This window comes from Mycolicibacter virginiensis (assembly GCF_022374935.2).
In the GTDB taxonomy this organism is placed as follows: Bacteria; Actinomycetota; Actinomycetes; order Mycobacteriales; family Mycobacteriaceae; genus Mycobacterium; species Mycobacterium virginiense.
In genome coordinates this window covers 3,826,028-3,849,021 of the sequence record NZ_CP092430.2, presented here as the reverse complement: position 1 = coordinate 3,849,021, position 22,994 = coordinate 3,826,028, and the positions used below count along the sequence as shown (strand labels likewise).

21 protein-coding genes are annotated in these 22,994 nt (G+C 68.0%); 16 read left to right on the top strand and 5 right to left on the bottom strand.

What is annotated here, in order from left to right:
• Positions 1–106: 106 nt before the first annotated feature.
• Positions 107–3,694 (top strand): type VII secretion protein EccCb, encoded by a 3,588-nt coding sequence (eccCb, locus tag MJO54_RS18675; RefSeq protein ID WP_240175307.1) that lies wholly within the window; start codon positions 107–109, stop codon positions 3,692–3,694.
• Positions 3,691–4,860: a type VII secretion-associated protein gene (locus tag MJO54_RS18670; RefSeq protein ID WP_205843395.1), complete on the top strand. Its 1,170-nt coding sequence runs from the start codon at positions 3,691–3,693 to the stop codon at positions 4,858–4,860. Before eccCb ends, MJO54_RS18670 begins: the two co-directional genes overlap by 4 nt.
• Positions 4,861–4,880: 20 nt before the next feature.
• Here the strand turns inward: MJO54_RS18670 and MJO54_RS18665 are convergent, their stop codons facing one another.
• Positions 4,881–5,741, bottom strand: coding sequence for a helix-turn-helix transcriptional regulator (locus tag MJO54_RS18665; RefSeq protein WP_105294412.1), 861 nt, complete (start codon positions 5,739–5,741; stop codon positions 4,881–4,883).
• Positions 5,742–5,985: 244 nt separating this feature from the next.
• Between MJO54_RS18665 and gjpA (MJO54_RS18660) the strand changes: the two genes are divergently transcribed.
• Together gjpA (MJO54_RS18660) and MJO54_RS18655 are read left to right on the top strand one after the other, a co-directional pair.
• Complete coding sequence (gene gjpA / locus MJO54_RS18660) at positions 5,986–7,104, top strand: outer membrane porin GjpA (RefSeq protein WP_240175306.1); 1,119 nt, start codon at positions 5,986–5,988, stop codon at positions 7,102–7,104.
• A gap of 68 nt (positions 7,105–7,172) precedes the next feature.
• Complete coding sequence (locus tag MJO54_RS18655; RefSeq protein ID WP_275564467.1) at positions 7,173–9,740, top strand: PGRS repeat-containing protein; 2,568 nt, start codon at positions 7,173–7,175, stop codon at positions 9,738–9,740.
• Between the two features lie 88 nt (positions 9,741–9,828).
• On the opposite strand, the gene MJO54_RS18650 is transcribed toward MJO54_RS18655, so the two are convergent.
• Together MJO54_RS18650 and MJO54_RS18645 are read right to left on the bottom strand one after the other, a co-directional pair.
• On the bottom strand, positions 9,829–10,191 hold the full coding sequence (locus MJO54_RS18650; protein WP_240175305.1) for a hypothetical protein: 363 nt from the start codon (positions 10,189–10,191) through the stop codon (positions 9,829–9,831).
• An 84-nt stretch (positions 10,192–10,275) separates the two neighbouring features.
• The gene (locus tag MJO54_RS18645) at positions 10,276–11,718 is read right to left on the bottom strand and encodes a PE-PPE domain-containing protein (RefSeq protein WP_240175304.1); all 1,443 of its coding nucleotides are present in this window, start codon (positions 11,716–11,718) and stop codon (positions 10,276–10,278) included.
• Positions 11,719–11,941: 223 nt separating this feature from the next.
• On the opposite strand from MJO54_RS18645, the gene MJO54_RS18640 reads away from it, so the two are divergent.
• The 11 genes from MJO54_RS18640 to MJO54_RS18590 all read left to right on the top strand — a co-directional run bounded on the left by MJO54_RS18640 (position 11,942) and on the right by MJO54_RS18590 (position 18,478).
• The gene (locus tag MJO54_RS18640) at positions 11,942–12,268 is read left to right on the top strand and encodes a WXG100 family type VII secretion target (RefSeq protein ID WP_046285290.1); all 327 of its coding nucleotides are present in this window, start codon (positions 11,942–11,944) and stop codon (positions 12,266–12,268) included.
• 12 nt (positions 12,269–12,280) lie between these two features.
• Positions 12,281–12,577 (top strand): WXG100 family type VII secretion target, encoded by a 297-nt coding sequence (locus MJO54_RS18635; RefSeq protein WP_240175303.1) that lies wholly within the window; start codon positions 12,281–12,283, stop codon positions 12,575–12,577.
• Positions 12,578–12,848: 271 nt separating this feature from the next.
• The gene (gene rplM / locus MJO54_RS18630) at positions 12,849–13,292 is read left to right on the top strand and encodes a 50S ribosomal protein L13 (protein WP_046285292.1); all 444 of its coding nucleotides are present in this window, start codon (positions 12,849–12,851) and stop codon (positions 13,290–13,292) included.
• A complete protein-coding gene (rpsI, locus tag MJO54_RS18625) occupies positions 13,289–13,804 on the top strand; it encodes a 30S ribosomal protein S9 (RefSeq protein ID WP_275564466.1) in 516 nt (171 codons plus the stop codon). The genes rplM and rpsI overlap by 4 nt, the downstream gene beginning before the upstream one ends.
• A gap of 145 nt (positions 13,805–13,949) precedes the next feature.
• On the top strand, positions 13,950–15,281 hold the full coding sequence (gene glmM / locus MJO54_RS18620; protein WP_240175302.1) for a phosphoglucosamine mutase: 1,332 nt from the start codon (positions 13,950–13,952) through the stop codon (positions 15,279–15,281).
• A gap of 33 nt (positions 15,282–15,314) precedes the next feature.
• Positions 15,315–15,644, top strand: a complete 330-nt coding sequence (locus MJO54_RS18615; RefSeq protein ID WP_434085415.1) for a type II toxin-antitoxin system Phd/YefM family antitoxin — start codon at positions 15,315–15,317, stop codon at positions 15,642–15,644.
• The gene (locus MJO54_RS18610) at positions 15,645–15,902 is read left to right on the top strand and encodes a Txe/YoeB family addiction module toxin (protein ID WP_064888350.1); all 258 of its coding nucleotides are present in this window, start codon (positions 15,645–15,647) and stop codon (positions 15,900–15,902) included.
• 47 nt (positions 15,903–15,949) lie between these two features.
• On the top strand, positions 15,950–16,252 hold the full coding sequence (locus MJO54_RS18605; RefSeq protein ID WP_046285296.1) for a type VII secretion target: 303 nt from the start codon (positions 15,950–15,952) through the stop codon (positions 16,250–16,252).
• A 1-nt stretch (position 16,253) separates the two neighbouring features.
• Positions 16,254–17,756 carry a hypothetical protein gene (locus MJO54_RS18600; RefSeq protein WP_105295625.1) on the top strand — a complete coding sequence of 501 codons (1,503 nt, stop codon included), beginning with the start codon at positions 16,254–16,256 and terminating at the stop codon, positions 17,754–17,756.
• A 66-nt stretch (positions 17,757–17,822) separates the two neighbouring features.
• On the top strand, positions 17,823–18,050 hold the full coding sequence (locus tag MJO54_RS18595; protein ID WP_192830613.1) for a CopG family transcriptional regulator: 228 nt from the start codon (positions 17,823–17,825) through the stop codon (positions 18,048–18,050).
• On the top strand, positions 18,047–18,478 hold the full coding sequence (locus tag MJO54_RS18590; protein ID WP_046285299.1) for a TA system VapC family ribonuclease toxin: 432 nt from the start codon (positions 18,047–18,049) through the stop codon (positions 18,476–18,478). The genes MJO54_RS18595 and MJO54_RS18590 overlap by 4 nt, the downstream gene beginning before the upstream one ends.
• 16 nt (positions 18,479–18,494) lie before the next feature.
• Here the strand turns inward: MJO54_RS18590 and MJO54_RS18585 are convergent, their stop codons facing one another.
• Positions 18,495–20,318 carry a fatty acyl-AMP ligase gene (locus MJO54_RS18585; RefSeq protein WP_240175301.1) on the bottom strand — a complete coding sequence of 608 codons (1,824 nt, stop codon included), beginning with the start codon at positions 20,316–20,318 and terminating at the stop codon, positions 18,495–18,497.
• A 56-nt stretch (positions 20,319–20,374) separates the two neighbouring features.
• On the bottom strand, positions 20,375–21,418 hold the full coding sequence (locus MJO54_RS18580) for an LLM class F420-dependent oxidoreductase (RefSeq protein WP_064888353.1): 1,044 nt from the start codon (positions 21,416–21,418) through the stop codon (positions 20,375–20,377).
• A gap of 381 nt (positions 21,419–21,799) precedes the next feature.
• On the opposite strand from MJO54_RS18580, the gene gjpA (MJO54_RS18575) reads away from it, so the two are divergent.
• Positions 21,800–22,981 (top strand): outer membrane porin GjpA, encoded by a 1,182-nt coding sequence (gjpA, locus tag MJO54_RS18575; RefSeq protein ID WP_046285303.1) that lies wholly within the window; start codon positions 21,800–21,802, stop codon positions 22,979–22,981.
• Positions 22,982–22,994 lie beyond the last annotated feature (13 nt).

Below are 22,994 nucleotides of genomic sequence, written 5' to 3'. Positions count from 1 at the left end.
CTCCTTTCGGCCTCGTTGCCCGCACGCTACTGAGCCGGCAGCCGCGACGTTTTCGGCTATCCACAGCTGACTTGCCCGGCGAATCGGCGCTGCCTACGGTGTGCCGATGACCGGTCCTGCGCCGACCGCGCTCCCGCCCCCGTCGCCATCGCGGGGCGAAATCGCCGTCGCTGCACCGCCATCGGTGCCCGACGCCGAGTCGCGGATGATTCTGACCCGATTGCTTCCCGCCGTTATGGCGGTGGGGATGCTCGCCGTGACCGCCGTCGCCTACCGCTCGGGCTCCACGGCCGTGCGCAGCCCGGTGTTCGCACTGTTCCCGCTGATGATGCTCACGTCGGCGGTGGCAGCCGTCCTCGCCAGCCGAAACCATGGGCGTGGCACCGACATCGACGGCGACCGCGAGAACTACCTGGCCTACCTCGCGGGATTGCGGAAGTCCGTGGCAGACAACGCTGAGGCCCAGCGCGCCTGGGCGCTCTGGTCGCACCCAGAGCCGGACGCACTATGGGTGTTGGCCGGCGGGGCCCGGATGTGGGAGCGCCAGCTCGGCGACCCCGATTTCGGCTCGGTGCGGGTCGGGATCGGCCCGGCCGCACCGGCCAATCGACTGGTGGCGCCATCGCGCGATCCGGTGCGACGGGTCGATCCGGTCACCGACTCAGCACTGCGCCGTTTCCTGGACACTCACGCAGCGGTGTCCGACGTGCCTGTCGTGCTGATGGTGCTGGGGCCGTCGCCGCTGCGCCTCGACGGTGACATCGAGCGGGCTCGCGGTCTGCTGCGCGCGCTGATCTGTCAGCTCGCCGTGCTGCACGGCCCCGATGCGCTGCTGATCGCGGCCGTGGACGGCCGGCATCGCGGCGACTGGGATTGGCTGAAATGGCTGCCGCACCATCAGCATCCGTCGGCCGCCGATGCCGACGGACCATTGCGTCTGACCTATCCCGACCTGACGGCCGCCGAAACCAGCCTGACCGGCCGCCGGTCCGTGGTGATCAGCGACGATGCGAGCGGTCTTCAGGTGGCCGAGTTGGGCGCCCGAGGCACGGCCCGCCTCCTGCACGTGACCGCGATGGAACTGCGTGACGCCGATGGCCACCTTGGCCGGCCGGACTTTCTGACTCTTGCCGACGCGGCGGTGTGTGCGCGGCGCCTGACCGCGCACCGGCCCCTCGGCTCCGGGAGCGGGGGGTGGGCTCATCTGCTGGGCATCGGCGACATCGACCGCTTCGATGCGCCGGCGGAATGGGCGCGCGCCTCGGCGCAGTCATTGTGCGTCCCGATCGGCGCCGATGCGAGCGGAGAGCCGGTACGGCTGGATATCAAGGAAGCCGCCGAGCGGGGCAGCGGGCCGCACGGGCTGTGCGTCGGCGCCACCGGCTCGGGCAAATCGGAGTTCCTGCGCACGCTCGTGCTGGGCATGGCCACGCGGCATTCACCGGAGGACCTGAATCTGGTGCTGGTCGACTTCAAAGGTGGTGCAACCTTTCTCGGATTCGAGCAGACCAGGCATGTCTGTGCCGTCATCACCAACCTCGCCGAGGAGGCATCGCTGGTGGAACGGATGCGCGACGCGCTGGCCGGCGAGATGCAGCGGCGCCAGCAACAGCTGCGCGCCGCCGGGGCGCCCAGCGTCGCAGCGTATCGGCAGGCACGAACCGCGCGGCCGCAGTTGCCGTCGCTGCCGGCACTGCTGGTGATCGTCGACGAATTCTCCGAACTGCTCCACCAGCATCCCGATCTCCTCGACACCTTCGTCGCCATAGGCCGGTTGGGTCGTTCGCTGGGCATGCATCTGTTGCTGGCCAGTCAGCGGCTCGAGGAGGGCAGGCTTCGGGGTCTGGAATCGCACCTGTCCTACCGGGTGTGCCTCAAGACGATGTCGGCTGCCGAATCCCGGATCGTGCTGGGCACCACCGATGCCCACGATCTGCCCAATGTCCCCGGGGTTGGGTTCTTGCGCACGGCCGACGGCGCGGTGCGGCAATTCCAGACGGCCTACGTCGCCGGGATGTGCCCTCCAGCGCGGGCGGATCCGGTCGCGGTACGCCCGTTCACCGCCATGCCACTCGGTCCGATCCGGGAAGCTACCGATCTGGGTGGGCGCACCGTGCTGCAGGCAATGCTGCAGCGATTGTCCGGGCATGGCCCGGCGGCACGACAGATTTGGCTGGCTCCCCTCGGAGATTCCCCAACCTTGGGGCCACTCCTCGATGCCGACTACGCGGATCTGACGGTCCCGATCGGCGTCGTCGATCGGCCCTTCGAGCAGCGTCGGACCACCTTGTCGATTCGGTTGGACGGCGCTGCGGGCCATGTCGCCGTCGTGGGCGCCCCGCAGTCGGGCAAGTCGACCGCGCTGTACACCCTGATCGCCGCGCTGTGCGCCACCCACGATGCGACCCGGGTCGCGTTCTACTGCTTGGATTTCGGCGGCGGAGAGCTCTCCGCGACCCGAACCCTGCCGCACGTCGGCGCGGTCGCCGGCGTTGGGCAACCAGACCTGGTGCAGCGGGTGGTCGCCGAGATCGAGGCCATTGTGGCGCGGCGCGAGTCTCAGCGTGCCGGCCACATCGCGGACGGCGAACGCGTGGGCCCGGACGTCTTCCTGGTGATCGACGGATGGTCCGCCCTGTGCCGGGAATTCGAGGTGGAGTCCAGAATTGTCGCGCTGGCCGCCCGCGGCCTGTCCTTTGGTGTGCACGTAATGCTGGCAGCGTCGCGGTGGGCCGAGGTGCGGCCCGCCTTGCGGGACCTGATCGGCACCCGTATCGAGCTGAGGCTGGGCGATCCGGCCGAGTCCGAACTGGACCGCCGCCAGGCCCAGCGGGTGCCGCAGGGCCGGCCCGGCCGCGGCCTGACCCACGACGGCATGCACATGCTGCTGGCCCGCCCGCAAGGCTGGGAACCGATGCACCACCCCGACGGTGCCGTCGCACCACCGATCCGGCTGCTGCCGACCCTCGTCGCCCGGGCCGACCTGCCCGTCACCGCCGCCGGCCAGCCGGTTCTGGGCATCGACGAACGTGAACTCGACGCTGTCGCGATCGATTTCGGGCGGCAACCGCACCTGTTCATCGTGGGCGGCGGCGAGTGCGGCAAGACCTCCGTGCTGCGAACCCTGTGCCGGGAGCTGGTGCGGGTCCACCCTGCCGGGCAGGCTCAGCTGCTGGTGGTCGACTACCGGCGCGGCCTGATGGACGTCGTACCGGCCGGGCACTTGGCCGGTTATGCGATGTCGAGGCCCTCACTGGCCACGCTGCTGCCGGGCCTGATCGACCAGCTGGCGAGGCGGATGCCCGGTGCAGACCTCGGCCCGCAACAGCTGCGCACCGGCTCATGGTGGTCCGGGCCGCAGCTGTATGTGGTGGTCGATGACCACGACCTGGTGGCCGCCGGCACCGGAAATCCGCTGACACCACTGATCGAATACCTCCCGCACGCCGGGGACCTCGGGCTACACCTGGTCGTGGCCTGTCGCAGCGGGGGAGCGGCCCGATCGATGTATGAGCCGCTGCTGACCGCGCTGATCGACCTGGGCGCGATGACGCTGATGATGAACGGTTCGGCTGGCAGTGCCGCGGACGCCCCGTGGGATTCGGCTCGCTCGGTGCCGCTGCCTCCTGGGCGCGGCACACTGGTCACCCGGGCCGACGGCGAGCGGCTCGTACAGGTGGCGTGGGAGCCATGAGCGTCGGGCATCGTGCGGTGGTCGAGGCCGGTCCCGCAACCATTCGCCGATTGTGTTGCGGCGGTGCCGAATCAGCCCTCGCCGCAGCGGCGCTGGAGTGGATCGATGACCCGGTCGGTTTGGTCGATGGGCAACCGGTCGCGGTGCCAGAGCTATTGCGCGAGGTGCTGACCTGCCCGTTGCCCGTTGAATCGGTCGAGCTCATCCACCCGTCGTGGTGGCCGGTCCGAAGGGTGCGGCTGCTCGCCGATGCGGCCCGACCGCTGGCCGGCGAGGTGGTCTGCCGATCGCGCGCAACGGTGCTGGTGCGCGCATCCCACGCCGCGGTCGTCGTGGAGATCGCCGCCGGCCTGGTGGCCGTCACCGGCGTCGGTAGCGCTGACGTGGTCGCCGAGCCGCGCATCGGTTCCCCCGACGAGGTCGCCGACGCGGTGGCGCGCCGGATACGTGCGGTGGTACGGGGTCATCCCGGAGCGGTCGTGATCGACGCACCGGCCGGGATCGGTGGGGTAGCGGCGCTGGCTGCGCTGATCGAGGAGCGGCTGCGGCCCGAGGTGCGGACGACCGTGGTCGATCGGCTGCCGCCGATCCGCCGCACGGGCAATGCGCCGGTCGCCAAACTCGCCTCCGCCAGTCGCCGCCGGCGACTGGCCCCGGCCGCCCTGGTCGGCGCTGTGGTGGCGCTGGGCTTTCTGACACGTCATGACGCTCGTTCGGACACCGCGAATCCCGTGACCTACCTAGTGGAAGGCCATGTAGCGGTACAGATTCCGGATGGGTGGTCGACGCGACGGGTGGCAGGTGGGCCAGGATCGGCGCGGGTGGAAGTAGTGTCGCCCGACGACCCACAGCTGGTGCTGCACGTGACCCAAGCGCCGGCCGCCGGCGACACCCTGACTGCGATCGCGGAGCCGTTGCAGCGCGCCCTGCAACGCGCTGACGCCGAAACGCCCGGAGTGTTCACCGATTTCGACCCGGAAGGCACCAGCGCGGGACGTCCCGCCGTGACCTATCGGGAAGTTCGCAACGGCCACCATGTCGACTGGGTGGTGTTGGCCGACGGTGCGCTGCGCATCGGAATCGGGTGCCAGAGCGAGTCGGGAGGCGAGGACGCGTTGCGTGTGGTGTGTGAGCAGGCGGTGCGCTCTGCCCACGCCGTCGGCTGAGAACGCTACGTTGCCGACCGTCACAGAGGGGGCGGCGGGGATTTTCGCCACTGGCTGGGTGAAACACCGTGTGTTTGGCGGAACTGCCGGGTGAAGTAGGCCGCATCCGGCAGTCCGACGCGCTGGCCGATTTCGGTGATCGATAGCCGGGTATCCGTCAGCAGGCGACGGGCTTCGCCCATGCGGCGCTGCGTGATCCACTCGAGTACGGTGCGGCCGGTGCGGCGGCGCACAACGGTGGTCAGATGCCCGGCTGATACCGAGACCTCACGCGCGACTTCGCGTAGCGAGAGCGGTTCGGTGTAGCGCCGGTCGATGGTGGCGAACACCTCGGCCAGTAGGGGTTCGTCTTCGTGGCGCACGCTGCCGATGGTGTCGGCGCCGAGTCGGGTGAGCTTGACCAGCAGCAGGGTCAGTAGGGCCGATATCGCTTCGCGGTCTCCGTCTTGGCGTTGCGTGAGTTCGGATTTCATCGCGTTGAGGATGTTGAAGATCGCTGGACGATCGGCGACGGGTAGCTCGATGCGCAACAGACCGTCTTCGTTCTCGTGCAGGAACAGGCAGAGTAGCGGATGTGATCGCCAGGAGAGCCATGGCGATGCGCCGTCATGGCCGACCGCTGCTGGGTCGAAGAACACCGCGATGCCGTCGTCGGCGCACTCCACCGCCTCGGGACCGACGGTGGCGCCCATCGCGACCACATAGACCATCCCGGTCGACCGGTCGCACCACAGGGCCGGGAAGTTGTGGATCTGGCCGTGTTGGGACAGTCTTTCCCGCCCCACCCGGGCCACCACCACCGGTGGCAGGTGTGGGGCGGTCGGATAGTCGTAGACCTTCACCCCGGCGCGCTGACGCACCAATCGGGCCGTAGGAAGCATGCGCCGACGATAATCCAAACCTGCGGAAGAACGTCCTAACTTCACAGAAAAATGACGGTTAGCTTTAAGTCGTGTTGATTGAGATGCGCTGTTATTGCTGCGGATTCATACCGCGTGGGCAATCGGCGCTGCCGAATGCCTGCATTTACCTGAGAAAACTCTGGTAAGCCTCGCCTTCCTTTCAGCGCGCCAGCTAACCCAGAATCCGACCCGTGCTCGTGCCACAACCTTGAGGAGATTTCCCTTGCGCGCAACAATCCGCCCCTACGCCAGCGCTGGTGTCGCGATCGTGGGCGCTGGCCTGATCGCGGCCACCCCGGTGGTCGCGCCGCTGCCCACTGTGGGCGCGGTGCGCGATGTGGCGCTGACGGCGAGCAGCGCGTGGGACGAGGTGTTCAACGCGGCGTCGCAGAACCTGTCGCAGTTGCTCAATAACTACTACCTGGCGCCGGGGATCGCGTTTCAGCAGTTCTTGGCCAACCAAATGGACTACGCCCAGCAGCTGATGGATGACCCGGCGAACATCACCGCGGTCACCGAGCAGATGCGTCACAACCTGGATGCGTTGCTGACCGGGTACACGCTTTCCAACCCCAGCCAGGAAACCCTGGAGATCGTGATGAGTCACACCCTGGCCGCTGGGGACTCCTCGACGTTCGCGTTGGGCTGGTATGACCTGTTTGCCGGGCCGTTGTCGTCGCTGATGGGCGGGATGTTTCCGGCGGAGATCGTGCCGGTCATCCACTTCTTGTCCTCGCCGCTGAGTGGACTGATCATGGGCTCGCTGGGTCCGTGGATTGCGCCGTGGGTGGGCTTGCTCAACAGCATTACCGAGGGTGACAGTTTCGGTGACACCCTGGCCAACATGGTGGGGGCCTCGTTCAACGGTGCCACGCTCAACCTGGACAGTCTGCTGCCGATGATCAATGAGGCCGCTGCTGGCAGTGGCATGTTGCCCGACGGCATGGGGATCGGCCATTTGGACATTGCGTTTGGTGGGTGGCTGACGGCCGGGCATGTGGCTATCGACCCGTATCAGGTGCTTGGCGCCGGCGGTGCGGTGGTGAGTGAGACGCCCGCGGTGGGTGGTTCGATCCTCAACAGTGTCGGTATCGAGCTCACCGGTGCCCCGGTGATCGGCAGCCTGAACATCGGTAGCAATGCGGTCGGGCCGCTCGGGGCGATGCTGGGTCTGGGCCAGACCATCGGTGCGCTGCTGGGTTCGGGTTGGGACGGCAAGGGTGCGGTGCCGGTCACCCCGCCGCTGGCCGGTGCTGAGCTGCCGGTGATCAACGACCTTGATGACGGCGGTGCCGGTGGTGCCGCGGCCAGCGACTGGTTCGCCGACCTGCTGGGGCTGTAGCCCGCGCCCGGCGTCAATCCCCTAAAACTCTTTCCAAACCAGACTTTTCGCACGAGAGGTATTCACAGATGAGTTACCGCAACCGCATGATCGGTACTGGCAGCGCCGTGGCGGCGTTTTTGACGTTCGGTATGACGCCGTTGGCGCCGGCGCCGGCCGCTTCGGCTGATTTCGAGGATCTGTTCAGTTTCGAGTGGTTGGCCCCGACCGTTGACATCGATGTGCCCGGCTCGGCTGATGGGTTCGACCTGTCGGGTCTGATGGGCGACTTCAACGTGGCCACGATGTTTGACCAGATGTTCTATGAGCCGTTGCACATGCTGACGCAGTTCTGGATCACCAACCCGCTCGGGGAGATGGTCAACGGCGCCATCAACACCATTTCCGGGCAGTACCTGATCGGCAACGGTATCGACGGCACCGCGGAGGACCCCGATGGTGGCCATGGCGGGTTGTGGTTCGGCGATGGTGGTGCTGGCTGGTCCAGTGATGTGGCCGGGGAGGCCGGCGGCAACGGCGGTAACGCTTTGGGCTTCGGCAACGGCGGCGATGGTGGTGACGGTGGTGCGGGTGCCGCCGGTGGCAACGGTGGTATCGGTGGCGTCTGGATGGGCCACGGCGGCGACGGCGGAGCCGGCGGCATTGCGACTGTGGCTGGTGGCTTCGGCGGCGCCGGCGGCGATGGCGGTGCCGCGATGGCCTGGATGTTCGGCAACGGCGGCAGTGGTGGCGCCGGTGGCGCCGGCATGGACGGCACCCAGAATGCCAGCGGCACGGGGATGAGCGGCGGCCAAGGCGGCACCGGCGGCAACGGCGGGGTCAGCGGCTACCTGCTCGGCAACGGCGGCAAAGGCGGCTCCGGCGGCGCGGCCGGCGACGGTGGCGTCGGCAGCAACGATGGCACCAACGGACTGGCCGGCGGCGTCGGTGGCCGCGGCGGTGTGGGCGGCCTGGGTGGCGCCCGCGGTTCCAACTTCTACGGCGCCCCGCTCTACGGTCAAGCCGGCCAGGCCGGGGACGGCGGCAACGGCGGCAACGGTGGCGCCGGCGGCGAAGCAGTCAAGGACGCCAACGGCCACTTCATCGGCAACGGCGCCGAGGGCGGCATCGGCGGTGACGGTGGCGCCGGCTACGCCGGCGGCAACGGCGGCAACAGCGGCAACGGCGGCGCCGGCATCAACGGCGGCAACGCCGGCGGTTGGGGCGGCAGCGGCGGCTACGGCCTGGGCAACTCCGCCACCACCGACGGCGCCACCGGTATCGGCGGGCAGGGCGGCAACGGCGGTGTCGGTGGCAATGCCACCGGCGCGGTCGGGGTGACCGGCACCGCCGGCAACGGCGGCTCCGGTGGCCAGGGCGGCTACGGCGGCGACGTGGAAGGCGGGCGCGGCGGGGACGCCGGCCAAGCCGGTGCCGGTGGCAACGGCGCCACCACCGACAACACCATCAAGACCATCGGCGGGCGCGGTGGCTACGGCGGAGGCGGCGGCAACGGTTACACCACCGGTGCCAGCACCGACGGCGGCGCCGGCGGCACCGGCACCTACAAGGGCGGTGACGGCGGCGGCGGCGGCAACGGCGCCAACGGGATCAACGGCGGTGCCGGCGGCAATGGGGCCGACGGCGGCGTGGCGACCGGCTGGAAGGACGCCGACGGCACCATCTGGAGCATCGGCGGTAACGGCGGTGCCGGCGGTGGCGGCGGTCAGACCAGCACCAACATGCTCAGCGGCGGCACCGGTAGCGGTGGAGTCGGCGGTCAGGGCGGAAACGGCGCCGACGGCGCGACCGGCCCCGGCGTGGTCAGCGTCGGCGGTAACGGCGGCTGGGGCGGTAGCGGCGGCGCGGGCAACGGCGCTCCGGGCGGTGCCGGCGGCGACGGCGGCAACGGCGGGAACGGCACCGCCTCGGGCGGCAACGGTGGCGGTGGCGGCAACGGCTCAAGCTCGGACACCGTCTCGGGAGTCGGTGGCAAGGGCGGCAACGGCGGCAACAGCGGCGGCGTGCAAACCCCGACCAACACCCTTGGCATCGGGCCCAGCCACGCCGGCAACGGCGGTATCGGCGGCGCCGGAGGCGCGGCCGGCGGCGGCACCAGCACCGCGGGTGTCGGCGGCGCCGGCGGCAACGGCGGTAACGGGGCCGGCAGCGTCAACGGCGGCAACGGCGGCGAGGGCGGCCAGGGCGGACGGGGCGGTTACGGCGCAACAGGATCGACCGGCAACAACCCGCTCACCGGCGCGCCCGGCAAGACGGCCGGCGGCGTCGGCGGTAACGGCGCCGCGGGCGCCGCGGGCGGCACGGGCGGCAACGGCGGTACCTCGCAGAACGGCACCGGCGGTAACGCCGGCAACGGCGGGCGTGGCGGTGACGGTGGCGGAGGCGGTGCCGGCGGCGCCGGTGGCGTCAACCCCGACACCGGCGCCGGCCTGGCCGGTGGTAACGGTGGTAACGGCGGTAACGGCGCGGCCGGTGGCGCGGCCGGACAAGCCGGACACGGCGGGGCCGGTAACGGCGCCGCGGGTTCGGTGGGCGCAGGCGGCGCTGGTGGTGCGGCCGGTGCCGGTGGCGTCGGTGGCGCCGGAGACCCCGTTGGTGCTGACGGCACCCCCGGCAACCCGGGCAACCCCGGCTAGCCGGTATCCCTCTCGACACGGTCGCCGGGTCCCCACAAGGGGCCCGGCGATCAGTCGTTTGCAGGGGATATCGCGGCTACCGCAGGGCCTAGCTGGTGCCGCCCTGCTCGCTGCTCAGGCCCTGGATGAGTTCGACAATGCGCTGTTGGCCGGCCGCGGTGGCGTCGAACCTTCTGCGCATCTCCATGAATCCGTTGTCGACCTGGGCGAAACGGGCGTTCATGTCCGCGCGAAGATCGTTCATGTCCTCGCGAAGTGCATTAAAGCTCGCGATGGTGGCCCGCCGGAAGTCCCGCAGTTCGCCGCGGATCTCGCTCACGTCCCGATCGGCGGCGCCGGCGAGGACCCGTGCGGCCGCGGCGTCACGCTCGCTTGCACGCATCCGGCCGTCAAGGTCGCGCACCTGGGTTTCCAGTGCGGCGACGCGCGCCTCCAGGTTCCCCGGCTCCATGCCGGCAGCCTACCGCCGGCTCGGGTCGCGGCCATTCGGATGACGGGTCTGCCTGTGGATGACGCACCGAGGTCTACCTCGGGACTAGATCACCGCCCCCACCAGCATCAGCGGGGCCAGGCCGATCAGCGCCGCCAGCGGTTCGCCGATGGCGGCCAGCGGGTCACCGGCAGCCAGCTGGGTTTCGAACAGGTTCCAGGCGACCTGGGGCAGCGTAAAGAACAGGGTGCTGCCCATGTCGATGGGCGGCAGGCCGGTGTGGGTCAGCGACAGCTCCTGGAGGCCTTCGGCGTACCAGTTCGCGGCCCCGGAGAGGAAGGTCGACAGATAACTCGTGATGTCCTCCCACGACCCGTCGAGGTTGAAAGCCGCGGTCGCCGAGTTCAGCAGCGGCCCCAGCACATCGGACATCGTCTGCGGTGAGATCAGCTGGTAGTTGGCGGGATCGCTCAGGTCCCGGTACGCGTCGGTGAATCCCTGCAGGACACCGTTCCACAGCGCCTCGGGCACTTGGTCGAGGACGCTCTGGTCGGGCAGGAAACCCATCGGGGTGGCCACATCGGCGTAGCCGGGCGACCAGCCGTTGTCGATGCTGCCGTAGCCCAGGTTCACCAACACCGACAGCGCCGGCTGCAGCAGGTCGGCCAGTGGATTGCCGAACACCGGCAACAACCGAAGCGGGGCCAGCAGCGGCAGGCTCGCGGACTCGATCATGTAGTAGTTGGTCAGGCTGTTTGGGTCCAGCGTTGGCAGCGCGACCGCGTTGCTGATCTGCTCCGGCGTCAGCCCCAGGTAGGCGACGTGGTTGAAGATGATGCCCAGATACGCGTTGAGATCGGACAGCAGATTGATCGGGTATTTCGGAAAGTCGGCGAAGCCGTCGTATTCATAGGTGTAGACGTCGGTCGGCGAGACATCCGAGGGGGCAGCGCCCGAGAACGTCAGCCCGAGATGTACGGCGTCGGGGTTATCGCCGAACGGGACGGCGAACCGTTCCAGCAACCCGCCGTTGGGGTTATTCGGGTTGCCCAGCAACACGAAATGCACGTTCGCGGGATCGATGCCGTCCTGTTCCAGTCGTGCCATCAGCAGCGAATCGATGGAGGCGCTCTGCGAGTAGCCGCTCACCACCACCGGGTTGTCGGCGCTGACTCCGCCTGCCGCGATCTGCCGCTGGATTGCCTCCTCAATAATCTGGAGGCCCTGGGCTGCCGAATTGTCGAAGGTCATGCTGAACGGCCCGGTGAACGGATAGAGCGACTCCGGTGTGGTCACCGGAAGTAGGTCGCCGGTGAAGCCATGTGGTTGCAGGTACAACCGGTCGAACGCATTGAGCCAGCCCTGGCTGGGGGTTGCGATGAAGCTGGCGCCCATGATCAGGGCGGTGCCGTCACCGAGTGAGGATTCAGCGCCGGCCAGGAGTACCTGTGCGTGCGCTGCCACTGGTTGCACCGGCGGAACGACCAGCACACCGGCGCCGGTGATGGCCAGGCCAGCGGCGAGATAGGCGCCCAGAACACGCTGCATTTCCCCTCCTCGATGCAGACGACGGGCCGCACGCAGTAGTCAGCTCAAGGCTTACGGTCCTCGTCCTGCATTTATGTCATTCAGGCGGTGGTCGTCGAGGGGGAATGCGCAGATTGACGCGTCGCCCGGCGGTTGCCAAGGCCGATGGAACCGAAACCCGGCGAGTGCAGTCGAACTACATATCAGCGCGACTCGATCGCGGCCGCCGACGGCAGGAGACGATGTGAGCACACCCGCAGCCACCACCACACTCAGCGCCGACTTCGACGTCATGCGTGCCGTCGCAGCGGCCACCGACGCCCGCAACGAGGAGATTCGGGGGATGCTGCAGGCGTTCGTCGGCCGGATGGGGGCAGTGCCGCCATCGGTGTGGTCGGGCCTGGCGGCAGCCCGCTTCCACGATGTCGTGGACCGCTGGAACGCCGAATCGATGAAGCTGCACCACGCCCTGGCGCGCATCGCCGAGACCATCCGCCACAACGAGCGGGCGCTGCGTGAGGTCGCCCAGGCCCACTCGCACCACATCGCCGCCGCCGGCGACGGAATCTGAGTAGGGCCGGACATGGACGCCGCACTGTCGTACAACTTCGACGAGATCGAATACGCCGTCCGCCAGGAGATCCACTCCACGGCCGCCCGGCTCAACGGGGCCCTGGAGGAGCTGCGGTCGCAGATCGCACCCCTGCAGCAGGTCTGGACGCGGGAGGCGGCCGGCGCCTACCACGCTGAACAGCTGCGATGGCAGCACGCCGTCAGTGCGCTGAACCAGATCCTGTTCGACCTGGGCAACGCCGTCCGTGACGGCGCCGTCGACGTTGCCGACGCCGATCGTCGCGCCGCGGGAGCTTGGGGGAGGTAGGAGAGGCCACCCCCGAACACGGTGTGGCCCCGATGGTGGAGAGCCGACGGGGCCACACCGGCTCAAACGCCGGCGATCGCCGTTTTGACCCGCCCCGATCACCGCCGGTAAGCTGCACCGTTGGCGTGCGGTGCCTTCTGGCACAGTGGGTCCTCGGGTCACTGTCGGTCGCCGAGAACCAACCCGTCGTCGCCAGACCGGCACCCGGCTCGCTCCGGGATCCGCTAGAACCGGGAAACCCCGGCTCGAGTTAAAAGAAGAGGTAAGCGCTGTGCCCACCTATGCGCCGAAGGCGGGTGACACCACACGTTCGTGGTATGTCATCGACGCCACCGACGTGGTGCTCGGCCGGCTCGCCGTTGCGGCAGCAACCCTGCTGCGCGGCAAGCACAAGCCGACATTCGCACCGAACGTTGACGGCGGTGACTTCGTCATCATCATCAACGCCGACAAGGTTGCCATCAGTGGCAACAAGCTGCAGAAGAAGATGGCTTACCGCCACTCGGGCTTCCCGGGCGGGCTGCGCAAGCGCAGCATCGGTGAGCTGATGGAGACCCGTCCCGACCGCGTCGTGGAGAAGGCGATCCTCGGGATGATCCCGCACAACAAGCTGGGGCGTCAGATTCAGCGCAAGCTGCACGTCTACGCCGGCCCGGTGCATCCGCACACCGCGCAGCAGCCGATCCCGTTCGAAATCAAGCAGGTGGCGCAATGACCGAGACTGCATTTGAAGGTACTGAGGCCATCGACGAGGCCACCGAGGCCGTCGAGGCCCCCGTGGTTGACGAGACCGTAGAGGTGTACGAAGAGGTCGCGCCGGCTTACGAGCCGCACGACCTGGGTCGTCCCATCCAGACCGTCGGCCGCCGCAAGGAGGCCGTGGTGCGTGTGCGCCTGGTGCCCGGCACCGGCAAGTTCAACCTGGACGGGCGCACCCTGGAGGCCTACTTCCCCAACAAGGTGCACCAGCAGCTGATCAAGGCTCCGCTGGTCACCGTCGACCGGGTGGACAGCTTCGACGTCTACGCCCACCTCGACGGCGGCGGCCCCTCCGGCCAGGCCGGTGCGCTGCGCCTGGCCCTGGCCCGCGCGCTGATCCTGGTGCAGCCCGAAGACCGTCCGGCCCTGAAGAAGGCCGGCTTCCTGACTCGTGACCCCCGGGCCACCGAGCGCAAGAAGTACGGTCTCAAGAAGGCCCGCAAGGCTCCGCAGTACAGCAAGCGCTGATCTGCGATTGCATTCTGGCAGCGAGTTGGGGGTGCCTTCCGCACGCGGAAGGCACCCCCGGCTTGCGTTTGAGGGTGCGTGTTTTCGGTTCGACACCGGCGTGTCGGGCCGGCGGCACGCGCGCTCGCGGCGATAAAGGATAGTTATGGGTCGACTTTTCGGCACCGACGGCGTCCGCGGGGTTGCCAACCGCGAGCTGACCGCCGAGCTGGCGGTCGCGCTGGGCGGCGCGGCGGCACAGCGGCTCTCCACTGGCACCGGGCGCCGGGTTGCTGTCGTCGGGCGTGACCCGCGGGCCAGCGGCGAGATGCTGGAGGCCGCGGTCATCGCCGGGCTGACCAGCCAGGGCGTCCATGCGCTCCGCGCCGGTGTGCTGCCGACCCCGGCAGTGGCCTATCTGACCAGCGCGTATGAAGCCGACTTCGGGGTGATGATCTCCGCCTCGCACAACCCGATGCCCGACAACGGCATCAAATTCTTCGGTCCCGGCGGGCATAAGCTCGACGACGCCACCGAGGACCAGATCGAAGACCTGGTGGCTGCCGGACCGGGCTTGCGCCCGATCGGCGCCGAGCTGGGCCGGGTGGTGGACGCCAAGGATGCGCTGGACTGCTACCTGCGGCACCTGGGCGAGTCCAATCCCAGCCGGCTGGACGGCCTGACCGTGGTGGTGGACTGCGCTCATGGCGCAGCATCGGACGCGGCGCCGCGGGCCTACCGGGCCGCTGGGGCGACCGTGATCACCATCAACGCCGACCCCGACGGGCTCAACATCAACGAGGGGTGCGGCTCGACGCACCTGGAGCCGGTGCGTGCCGCGGTGCTGCACCACGGAGCGGACCTGGGCCTGGCACACGACGGTGACGCTGACCGCTGCCTGGCCGTCGACGCGGACGGCAACGTCATCGACGGTGACGCCATCATGGTCGTGCTGGCCTTGGCCATGCGCGAAGCCGGCGAACTGGCAGACGACACCCTGGTGGCGACCGTGATGAGCAATCTCGGTCTGCACCTGGCCATGCGCGAGGCCGGGGTGACGGTGCACACCACCGACGTCGGTGACCGTTATGTTCTCGAGCAGCTGCGCGCCGGCGGATTCACCCTCGGCGGTGAGCAGTCCGGCCACATCGTGCTGCCCCAGGTGGCCACCACCGGTGACGGCATCATGACTGGCCTGCGTCTGATGGCGCGAATGGCGCAGACTCGCACTCCGCTGGCCGGCCTGGCCTCGGCGATGCGCACGCTGCCGCAGGTGCTGATCAATGTCGAGGTCACTGACAAGGCCGAGGCGGTGGGCCGCCCGGCGGTGCGCGATGCGGTGCAGCGCGCCACCGAAGAGCTCGGTGACACTGGGCGAATCCTGTTGCGTCCGTCGGGAACCGAGCAGCTCGTCCGGGTAATGGTGGAGGCCTCTGACGAGGAGACGGCGCGCCGGATCGCGGCCGACGTCGCCGACGCGGTACGTACCCGGCACTGAGCCGGGCCGCCCACCCCGCTGGGGGCGATGTTCGTGGCTGCAACCGTGGGCGCCCATGACGTACAATTATTTGTACAGTACTTGTTCGGTGAGGAAGGCCTGCCGACCATGAAGACCATGAGCTACTCCGCGACGCGGGCGGCTTTTGCGGCCACTCTCGACTCGGTACTCGATGACCGCGAGGAAGTCATCATCACACGGTCCGGAAAGCCTCCAGTGGTATTGGTTGCGCTCGAGGACTATGAAGCGCTGAAGGAGACCGCGCATCTGCTGCAAAACCCGGCCAATGCGCGGCGGCTGCTTGGCTCGATCGAGAGGCTGGAAGCCGGCGAAGGGGCGGCGCACGACCTGTTGGACAAGTAGGTGAAACTTGTCTGGGACGAATCGGCCTGGGACGACTATCTCTATTGGCAGCGTCAGGATCGCAGAGTGCTGCGCCGGATCAACCAGCTCGTCGCCGACATTCAGCGCAACGGCAACGAGGGCATTGGCAAGCCCGAGCCGTTGAAGCGCGGCTTTCAGGGCTACTGGTCACGCCGTATCACCGCCGAACATCGGCTGGTCTACAAAGTCGTCGATGACGAGGTTCGTATCGCGCAGTGCCGCCTGCATTACAGCTGAATTGGTTGCGGCTGGAACCGCCGGGGCGTTCACACCGTCAAACACGTATGGGACGACAACAGCTCTACCTCGATGCCTCCGCGCTGCGCTCGGTCGCGGACCAGTTCGATGGAGTCGCATCGGTCATCGACACGGCTTACCGTATCCGGTTGGGCGGGCTGCTATTCGACGGCGCCACTGCCGGGCGCGACCATATCAGGGCGGGGGAGTCGCTGCGCCGTGCGCTACAGGCCTGGTTGCCCGAGCTGATGCGCTGGTCGCGGGCCAATACCGAGATCGCCACGGCACTGCGGGTCGCGCTGACGCGTTACGGACAGGCCGAAGCCAGCGCCGCCGAACGGGTTGGCTGACGTGGCCCAGCGATATGACGTGTCCACCCGGCTGGCCGAGGGGCGCGAGGCGGTCATGCACACTCAGACCTATGTGTCGGCGTGCTATCGACGGGGATACCGGCATCCGGAACTCACCGGCTACGACGGCCAGCTCGCCGGCCGCTACGACAGCGAAGCCGGCCTGGACCTGCAATCGCTCGATAGCGACTGTGCCGCACTGAATGCACTCGCCGACACCGCCGACGACGCACTGCGTATCCAACGACAGCAACTGGTAGAGCTGGCCAATGCCTGGCGGGGGCCGGGCGCCGACGTGGCCGCGGAATTCCTGCGTCAGCACTGCGACGCCGCAGCACAGCTGACGACCCGGCTGCGGGCGGCGGCCGCGGGTTGCGGTGTGCTGCGCGACGAGTTGTGGCGGTTGGTCGACGCCAAGGTGGCCGCGATGGTGGCAGTCGATGAGCGGGTGGGCGCGCACCGGCATTCCTGGCTGGCGGCAGCCCACGCGGTGAGCTCCGGCGCCGGCGAGGAGGGTGCCGCCGAGGTGGTAGACAAGCAAGTAATTCCCTACGTGGACAACGATGTTCGCGGCGAGTGGGTGACGGCCATCCGAACCGCGCAGGACGGGATCGCCGCGGCCTACGGCGCGGCGATAGCGGCGGCTGAGCCTGGGGCGGGCGTGGTGTTCGCGATTCCGGGGGATCTGGGACCGGCGCATCGATCCGAGGTGGCAGCACCCGCGGTGCCCGTCCCGATTGCTCCGATCGCCGGCCCGCTCGATGTTTCGCCGGCCCAGATGGCCCGGCTGGCGCCGGATCCACCGGCGCAGGCGGTGAGCGCCTCGGCACCCGCCAAACCGCTCGATGACCAACCCGGTGGTTTAGCGAGCCTCGACGAAGGAGAGGCGAAGCTGGAACCGCCGCATAAACCCGGTGGTTTAGCGAGCCTCGACGAAGGAGAGGCGAAGCTGGAACCGCCGCATAAACCCGGTGGTTTAGCGAGCCTCGACGAAGGAGAGGCGAAGCTGGAACCGCCGCATAAACCGGGTGATCTGGGGCTGCCGGGCGCGCTCGGCCTGCCCGGCGACCTGGGTTTGCCGTCGGCGGGACTACCGGGTGGCCTGGGCGGTGGGCTGGGCGGACTCGCAGGCTTAGGCGGGCTGATCCCGCGGCTTGTCGATGCGCTCGGCGATCCCGGCGCCGGCCAGGCGTTCGACGAGCCGTTCGACGATCCAATCCGGGAAGGCGTCGAGCCCACCGACTCCGACGACCCCGAGCCGGAGTCCGAGCCGGAGACCGAACCGGCGGTGGAGACCGCCAAGCATTCTGACGCCGAAGACCCGGCGGGGGACGCGGCAATCGGTGATGTCGCAGTGGAGCCAGCACCGGGCGCCGGGGATTCCGGACCCGTAGTCGACACCGGAGACAGTGCGGACGAACCGGCCGCCGAGTCGACAGACGTCATCCCGCCGAAGACCCCGTGCGAAATGGCAGCCGAGGAATTGCCGCAGGTAGGGGAGTGATTCGAGCAATCGCATCATGATGCGTTTGCCCTCGCATCATGATGCGACAGGAGTAGCATGCTCAATGTGAGAACCACCGTGGTGATCGACAGCGATGTCGCTGCCGAGATCGAGCGACTTCGCCGGCAGGGACTGGGTATCAGCGAGGCGCTGAACCTGCTTGCCCGCCGCGGCATCGCCGCACAGGCCAGCGGCCCCGGGCCTCGATACCGTCATCGCACCGCGCCGGTCGGCCTGAAGGTCGATGTCAGCAACGTGGCCGAGGTGCTCGACCTACTCGATGGCGACCGATGATTGTCGACGCGAACCTCCTGCTGTACGCCGTCGATTCCGATAGCAAACACAATCCGGTGGCCGCAGCGTGGCTGGAAGAAACGTTGAACGGCGCCAACCGGGTTGGGCTGCCGTGGCAGACCATCGGCGCGTTCTTGCGGATGGTCACACATCCCAGGGCGGCCGCCAACCCATTGACCGGCGCCGAAGCGTGGACGCACGTTTCGGACTGGTTAGCGGTCCCAGTGGTGTGGATCCCGCCCGCCACCGAAGCAACGGCACAGACCTACGCGAAGATCTGTGGCCAGGTCGATGTCACCGGCAACCTGGTACCAGATGCCCAGCTTGCCGCTCTCGCGATCGAGCAGGGCGTCGAACTCGCCTCGGCCGACACCGATTTCCAACGATTTCCCGGCCTGCGCTGGATCAACCCGCTGGCTTCCGGCTAGGTCCTCGGCGCATCGTTCAGCCTTGTCGGACTCCCCACGACTGCAGTGTCGAGACGATCTTGGCGGCCGCCTCCAGCTCTTCCAGCGACAGTTCCCGGGCGGGTGTACGCCACTCGGCGACGGTCGCCAGCTTGCCCTCGACGAAGTTCTGCTTGGACTGGCCGCGCTGGACCTTGCCGCTCGAGGTGGTGGGCAGTGACACATGATGCACCAGCACGACCGCGTCGGCCGCGATCCCGTGGTGGGTGGCGACCGCCAGACGAATCGCCTCGATGACGGCGTCGAGGTCGGTCTCTGCGGCCCGCTCACTGTCCACCTCGTGTACGACGACAAGTTGTTCGAGACCACCGGGCGGCGCGTCGGTGGCAAAGACCGCCCCGCGGCCCGAAACCAGCACAGGATCGCATTGCTGCACGGTGAATTCGATGTCATTGGGGTAGTAGTTGTGACCGTCGATGGTGATCAGGTCCTTGCATCGCCCGGTGGTGAAAATTTCACCGGCACACAGGAATCCGAGGTCTCCAGTGCGCAGGAACGGGCCGCGCGTAGGGTCGCCCGGCTCGGCCAGCACCGCCCCGAACGTCGCTGCTGTCTCTTCCGGCCTGTTCCAATAGCCCTGTGCGACATTGGGTCCGGCTACCCAGATCTCGCCGACCTCGTCGGGCCCGCAGGGCTGGCGGGTCACCGGGTCGACGATCGCGATGTCAGCTTGGCGCGGCTGACCACAGCCGACGAACGTCGCGGCGGCGGGGTCATCCGGCGCTACGTCGACGATGCGGTCCTGCTCCAGCGCGACCCGGTCGAGGTAGCGCACTCCGGGCACTCCGGCGGGCGATCCGGACGCGACGCACAGGGTGGCCTCGGCCAACCCATATACCGGATAGCACGACGAGAGCTGGAAACCCGCCGGCGCGAAGGCATCGGCGAACGCCGCCAGCGACGTGGCGCGCACCGATTCGGCGCCGTTCATCGCCACGGTCATGCAGGAAAGATCCAGTGCGGCACGCTCTTCGGGTGTGCTGGTCTCCACGCACCGGTCGTAGGCGAAGTTCGGGGCGGCGGTAATCACGCCGCGATGCGCCGACACCAGTTCCAGCCAGCGCATCGGGCGCTTGATGAAGGCCGTCGGCGACATCAGTGCCGTGCTGGCCCCGACGTAGATCATCGACAAGATCCCGCCGATGAGGCCCAGGTCGTGGTGCGGTGGCAGCCAGAACACGCCTTTGGCGTTCTCGTCGCCGTTCCACGACTGACGGATGGCGTCGCAGTTGTGCAGAATGTTGCCGTGGCTCAGCAGCACGCCCTTGGGGGAGCGGGTCGAACCCGACGTGTACTGGATGGCGGCCGGGGAATTGATGTCGATATCGGGGGCGACCCAGGTGTCGGGGTCGGCGCCGGCGTCGGTGAAGAACCACTGCTCGGGTTCCCCGGGAATCCCGGCGACCGCGGCCCGGGTGTCCTGGCTCTTCTCGGCGGCGGTGAGCGCGAACCGGGCCTGGGCGTCGGGGACCACGACCTGCAGGCGTGGCGCCAGCTTCTGATGCACCGGCACCGCCACGGCGCCCGCGTACAGGCAGCCGAAGAACCCGGCGATGAAGTCCAAGCCCGGCCGCACCAGCACCAGCACTCGTTCGCCGGTGACGTCGTAGTGTTGCAGGTTCGCCGCGATGGCGCGTGCGCGACGGTCCAGCTCACGGAAGGTCAGCTCGCTGCGGCCGTCGTCGTCGCCGTTGTAGGAGAAGGTGAATGCGACCTTGTCGCCGAACCGCTCGGCTTGCCGCTGTAGCAGCTCTACCAGGGTTTCTGCAATGGGGGTTGTCACGGTGGGCGTGAATTCCATGGGCCCATCTTGGCGTGCGGGGTGTTCTGGGCCACACCCGGCCCCCGCGCGCGGAGTCAGGACGGCAGCAGGGCGCGCAGCTCCTCGACATAGCGCAGTGCTTCGTCGGGCCCGGTGGCCAGCGGGCCGACCAGCAGCGTGGTCACGCCGGCCTCGGCGTAGGCGGCCAGTCTGTCGGCCACTAGGCCCCGCGGCCCGACCAACGACGTGTTGCGCACCAGCTCGTCGGGCACCGCGTCGATCGCCTCGGTCTTGCGTCCGGACAGGTAAAGCTCCTGGATGCGATCGGCGACGTCGCCGAAGCCGTAACGGGTGGCCAGGTTGTGATAGAAGTTGCGGCCTTTGGCGCCCATTCCACCGATGTAGAGCGCCAGTTGCGGTTTTACCCATGCCAGCCGGTCCTCGACGTCGTCGCCGATGGCCAGCGACGCCCCCACGATGACGTCGAGCGGACCTAACGCCGGATCGCGTTTGGCTGCACCGGCTCTCAGGGACGCGCCCCACACGTCATTGGCCCGCTCCGGGTAGAAGAACACCGGCTGCCAACCGTCGGCGATCTCGGCGGTCAGTTCGACGTTCTTGGGCCCCAACGCGGCGATCGAGATCGGAATGCGTTCGCGTACCGGGTGATTGATCAACTGCAACGGCTTGCCCAGTCCGGTTCCGCGTTCGGCCGGAAGCGGCAATTGGTAGTGCTTCCCGTGGTAGTTGAGGCGTTCGCGGCGCCATACCGCCCGGCAGATCTCCACGACCTCGCGAGTACGGCCCAGGGGAGCGTCGAACGGCACGCCGTGGAAGCCCTCCACCACTTGCGGCCCGGAGGTGCCCAGACCCAGGGCGAACCGGCCGTCGGAGACGTAGTCCAGGCCGGCGGCCGTCATCGCCAGCAGGGCGGGCGTGCGGGTGTAGATCGGCAGAACTCCGGTGAGGAGCTCGACTCGCGACGTCTTGGCCGCCAGGTAGCCCAGCTGGCTGATGGCGTCGAACGAGTAGGCCTCGGCGACCGAGACCACGTCGATCCCGGCTCGCTCCAGCGCGACAACCTGCTCGACCGCTTCCTTGAACCCACCCGCATAGGCCAGCTGTACACCGATCCGCACTTAACAGACATACCACGGCATTCCCTACTGCGACGTACGGCGACAGTGCGGTGCCCAACCTCGGCAACGGGGCACCGCCGGGGACGTCCACCGATTTGCCGATATCACATCGATTCGATCATTAGTGGGCATGCGCCCTGCCCGGAACAGGACGACCGTCCACTCTCAGATGAAAATTATGCAGGATGACGAGATATCCGAAAGTTAACGCATGTGAGCTTTGGAAACGCGAGAAAAATATTTGACGAAGGTGCTTGTGTCTTAAGTTACTCACGGTTAGTGTTTCGTCTCACATCAGTGAATAAGTGTGAATCCAGGAGCAACACGGCAGCGCCACAGCTTCTCCAGGCGTTTGCCGAGGGCGGCACCTCACCAAAGGAGATGGCTGTGCAGAAAACCCTTCGCCCCTACGCCACGGCGGGTATCGCGATCGTGGGCGCCACCCTGATCACCGTCCCCCCGGCGGTCGCGTCGTTGCCCGACGTACCCCAGGCCCACGACGTCGCACTCACCAGCTTCCTGACCGACGCGATGGCGCCGTGGATCGAGCAGTACAACATCGCGGCCGAGAACGCCACGGTGCTCGCCAACAACTTCAACCTCGCGCCGTTCGTGGCGTTCCAGCAGTTCATCGCCAACCAATACGGCTACTTCCAGGAGATCCTCAACGACCCGTCGAAGATCCCCGACGTGGTCAACGAGATGCAGGAGCATCTGCGCGCGGTGAACAACGCCTACACCATGCTCGGCATCGCCGCAGACGACCCGACCGCAGCTACCACGATTCTGCACACCCTCAGCGGGGGTGCCGATCTCTCCACCTTCACCCTCGGCCATTCCCTGCTGTTCGGACTCCTGCCGCAACTGTTGCCGGCCTTCTTGCCCGCCGGTACCGACGTCGAACCGATAAACGCGATCATCAACTTCATCTCGTCACCGATGAGCGGCATGATCATGGGCATGATCGGGCCGGGGATAAGCCCCTGGGTCGCACTGATGAACAGCATCAACGACGGCGACGGCCTGAACGAGATCCTGGCCAACATGACCGGCGCCTTCTTCAACGGCGCCACCCTCAACCTTGACTTCATCCTGCCGATGCTCGACGGTGTGGTGCCGCCAGGCACCCTGTCCCACCTGGATTTCGCGTTCGGTGGCCTGCTTACTCCCGGCTCGGTGGCCAACGCGGCGTACACCACCTATGACGCCTCCGGAAACATCGTTTCCGAGGTGCCTGCGGTTGGCGGTTCGATCTTCAACAGTGTCGGCCTCGCTATCGACGCTTCGGGTTTTCTCGGGGTACCGCTCACGCTCACCGTTGAAAGCCACGGGGTCGGCCCGATCGGCGCCATGATGGGCTGGGAGCAGGCCATCACCGGGTTGCTGGGCGGGGCCGCCTGGAACTGGGACGGCAAGAACCCTGGCCAGCCGCCCGTGGAGCCGCCGCTGTCCGGCTTCTCTTTCCCCGTCGTCCCCTCTGACTTCTTCGATGACGGCGGTGCCGGCTCGAGCGTGGGGGATGCGGCCGATTGGGCGAGCCTCCTGGACGCCCTGGGCCTGTAAACCCGTCCAGCCC

What these genes read in the sequence shown, in the direction of transcription:
- MJO54_RS18670 (WP_205843395.1), top strand. Translation starts at nt 3,691, where the DNA reads ATGAGCGTCGGGCATCGTGCGGTGGTCGAGGCCGGTCCCGCAACCATT.
- MJO54_RS18650 (WP_240175305.1), bottom strand. Translation starts at nt 10,191, where the DNA reads ATGGAGCCGGGGAACCTGGAGGCGCGCGTCGCCGCACTGGAAACCCAG.
- glmM (WP_240175302.1), top strand. Translation starts at nt 13,950, where the DNA reads ATGGGTCGACTTTTCGGCACCGACGGCGTCCGCGGGGTTGCCAACCGC.
- gjpA (WP_046285303.1), top strand. Translation starts at nt 21,800, where the DNA reads ATGGCTGTGCAGAAAACCCTTCGCCCCTACGCCACGGCGGGTATCGCG.
- rpsI (WP_275564466.1), top strand. Translation starts at nt 13,289, where the DNA reads ATGACCGAGACTGCATTTGAAGGTACTGAGGCCATCGACGAGGCCACC.
- MJO54_RS18655 (WP_275564467.1), top strand. Translation starts at nt 7,173, where the DNA reads ATGAGTTACCGCAACCGCATGATCGGTACTGGCAGCGCCGTGGCGGCG.
- eccCb (WP_240175307.1), top strand. Translation starts at nt 107, where the DNA reads ATGACCGGTCCTGCGCCGACCGCGCTCCCGCCCCCGTCGCCATCGCGG.
- MJO54_RS18665 (WP_105294412.1), bottom strand. Translation starts at nt 5,741, where the DNA reads ATGCTTCCTACGGCCCGATTGGTGCGTCAGCGCGCCGGGGTGAAGGTC.
- MJO54_RS18605 (WP_046285296.1), top strand. Translation starts at nt 15,950, where the DNA reads ATGGGACGACAACAGCTCTACCTCGATGCCTCCGCGCTGCGCTCGGTC.
- MJO54_RS18590 (WP_046285299.1), top strand. Translation starts at nt 18,047, where the DNA reads ATGATTGTCGACGCGAACCTCCTGCTGTACGCCGTCGATTCCGATAGC.
- MJO54_RS18635 (WP_240175303.1), top strand. Translation starts at nt 12,281, where the DNA reads ATGGACGCCGCACTGTCGTACAACTTCGACGAGATCGAATACGCCGTC.
- MJO54_RS18645 (WP_240175304.1), bottom strand. Translation starts at nt 11,718, where the DNA reads ATGCAGCGTGTTCTGGGCGCCTATCTCGCCGCTGGCCTGGCCATCACC.
- MJO54_RS18585 (WP_240175301.1), bottom strand. Translation starts at nt 20,318, where the DNA reads ATGGAATTCACGCCCACCGTGACAACCCCCATTGCAGAAACCCTGGTA.